The sequence below is a fragment of the Belnapia sp. genome, from assembly GCF_059504005.1.
Map to the genome: position 1 here is coordinate 1 of NZ_JCACHU010000112.1, position 2,742 is coordinate 2,742.

The following is a 2,742-nucleotide window of genomic DNA, read 5'->3' on the forward strand; positions in this document are numbered from 1 at the left end:
GATGTCCTGCCGCAACGCATTCAGAATACAGGAGTTCTTCATGGACGGGCTCTAATGGCTCGCGGGTTAAGCAGCTGGCGGTGCAGCCGGCGGCAGTCGTACGCAAGAGCGACCACGGTCTGTTCGCCGGTGAAATTGGCGAGATTGCGCAAGTGGACGCGACTGAAGCTGGGTATGGCGTTGATGATTCCGCAGACGGGTTCGACACTGTGCCTGGAGCGGGTGTCGCGGGATTTGGCGTCTGGGACTTCGAGTTTGTTGAGCATGGTGATGCGGAGCGTGATCCTGAGCTCGAGATGGCGGCTCGAAGTCGTCAGCGCAGTGCCGCCGGCGGCTCCAAATGACTCGAACATTCAGACCCGCTTTCCAATCAGAACCTCGGAGGTGTGATGACCTGAGGCGTCGGCGCTGAGGTCGGATATCGTCGATGAGCACTATGTCAGGCAAAGCGCCTCCGGCGATGCTTTCATGTCATGGCCGAGTTCTTTTTCGTAAAACTCCTGATCCCCTGAAAGGGGCGCCGGCCACTACCACTACACATTTCGACAGAATGGCATCCGCGGGCCGGATGGGCGTTCGCTGTCCGGACCAGCCCCGGGCCACCGCCGGCGGTCACGCTTGGCGTCTAGCTCTCTGGTCCGTCCCCGCAGCACCGACCCCTTCGGCGCCCTTCGCATCGCCGCATCTTGGACGCTGCTCCTGCGGATGCTGCTCAGCATCCTGCTGGAAGGCAGGTCCCAATCGTTCAACTGCAACCCGCTACGCCGATCAGGCCGGCTTCACCACAGGGGTCTTCGCCTTCGGCAGGGTCGTGTCCCACAGCGTGGTGTAGGAGCGATGCTCTCTGGCGGGCTATGCCGCGGCGTCAGACAGCTGCACCGGGCAGGCTGACGGCTGGAGTATCGCTCACAGCGCTGATGGTCTCCAGTGTCATATAGCGCGAGCGCTGGGTGGCCCATTCGTCGGACTGCTCGAGCAGGAGCGCGCCGACGAGCCTGACGACGGCGGCTTGGTTCGGGAATATGCCGACCACGTCGGTGCGGCGCTTGATCTCGCCGTTGAGCCGCTCGATCGGGTTTGTAACTGGTATGTAGACCTCGGTGCCTGCCTCGTCCGGCTGGGACGGCCTTGGTGTCCCGGCGTATGGTGCGACCATCCGGGACGAGGGGCACCGGGAGCGCAAAGAGTGGGCAGGCCGATGTACATGATGAGCTGAGAGCTCGCGTTAGTAGCTGGCCGCCCCCGCGACCTGCCCGGTTGCGCCGAGAGCGCGGATCCGTAGTTGTCGTGTTGCCCACTGCTCCCGTCGACCGTGTTGAAGGAGAAGCAGGATGCGGCGTGTCATAGGCATGGACGTTCACCGCACCTTCGCGGAGGTGGTGGCCTGGGAGGACGGGCGCTTGCGCCCACTTGGACGGGTGGACATGACCTGATCGGGTTTGGAGGGCTTTGGGCGAACGCTGGCCAAGGCGGACGAGGTTGTGGTCAGGCGACCGGCAACGCAATGGCGGTGGTGCGGGTGCTCGGGCCCTACGTGGCGCGAGTGATCATGGCATACCCGCTGCAGGTAAAGGCGATCGCGCACGCCCGGATCAAGACCGACAAGATCGATGCCGGCGTGCTGGCGCAACTCCGGGCGGCTGACTTCCTGCCCGAGGTCTGGTTGCCCGATGCCGAGACCGAACGCCGGCGGCGGCTCGTGGCGCGGCGCAACCAGGTCGTCCGGCACAGGACGCGGGTCAAGAACGAGGTGCATGCCATCCTGCACGCGCACCTGATCCCGCCGTGCCCGCACGCCGACCTGTTCGGCAAGCTCGGCCGTGTCTGGCTGGAGCGGCAGGATCTGCCCGATGACGAGAAGGCCGCCATCGCCCGGCACCTGCGAGAGATCGACCGCCTCGGCGAGGACTTGGCTACGCTCGACCGGGAGGTCGCCGAAGCGGTCATCGACGATCCGGCCGTGAAGCGCCTGCTGACCATCACCGGCGTTAATCTCACGGTGGCCGCCGGGCTGGTCGCTGCCATCGGCGACGTCAAGCGCTTCTCCGAGCCGGAGAAGCTGGTCAGCTATTTCGGGCTGAACCCGCGCGTCCGCCAGTCCGGTCTCGGCCTCGCGCAGCATGGCCGCATCAGCAAGCACGGTCGTGCCCACGCCAGGGCCATGCTAGTGGAGGCAGCCTGGGCAGCGAGCAAGCGCCCGGTCCGTTGCGCGCCTTCTTCCTGCGGATCCGTGCGAAGCGAGGGCATCAGGTCGCCGCCGTGGCGGTTGCTCGCAAGCTGGCGGTGATCTGCTGGCATCTGCTGACCAAGGACACCGAGTACCTCTGATCGCTAACCTCTTCCATCTCCGCCGCGACCACGTCGCCACCCTCCAGTATCGTGCCGCAAGGGCGCGGGCATTCGAGGTGTGGGCAGATATCAGCGGGGTCGCCGCCGCGGCCTGAACTCTGCTGTGCGTCGCCTTTGGTATGCCAACGTGGCGGCCAAAGATCGGAAAGTTGACTGTGCCCCACCATAAGAGAACGGTGCCCATTGGAGACCGTCGCAGCCGTCAGCGATACTGGCCCCGTCAGGCTCGGCGCCGTGCCCGCCTGACGCGGCGGCTCAGCCCGCCATAAGCCACGGCTTCTACTCCACGCAGAGGGGCACGGCCGGGAGCTACCCGATACCTAACTTTGGCAACTCAAAAAGGGGTTCTGTTGCATCGTTTGCGGATCGAGGCGATCGCAGCCATGCTGGGAC

The 2,742-nt window shown here is 65.1% G+C and carries 1 protein-coding gene and 2 pseudogenes; 2 read left to right on the forward strand and 1 reads right to left on the reverse strand.

Going from position 1 to position 2,742, the window contains the following annotated elements; all coding sequences use genetic code 11:
- The coding region (locus AC5JJ1_RS15265; protein ID WP_495785959.1) for a hypothetical protein at nucleotides 1-344 on the forward strand (344 nt) is incomplete at its 5' end.
- Nucleotides 345-865: 521 nt separating this feature from the next.
- Here the strand turns inward: AC5JJ1_RS15265 and AC5JJ1_RS15270 are convergent.
- A pseudogene (locus AC5JJ1_RS15270) lies at nucleotides 866-1,087 on the reverse strand (transposase); the annotation flags it as partial.
- A gap of 244 nt (nucleotides 1,088-1,331) precedes the next feature.
- Here AC5JJ1_RS15270 and AC5JJ1_RS15275 point away from each other — a divergent pair.
- Nucleotides 1,332-2,322 (forward strand): annotated as a pseudogene (locus AC5JJ1_RS15275) (IS110 family RNA-guided transposase); the annotation flags it as partial.
- Nucleotides 2,323-2,742 lie beyond the last annotated feature (420 nt).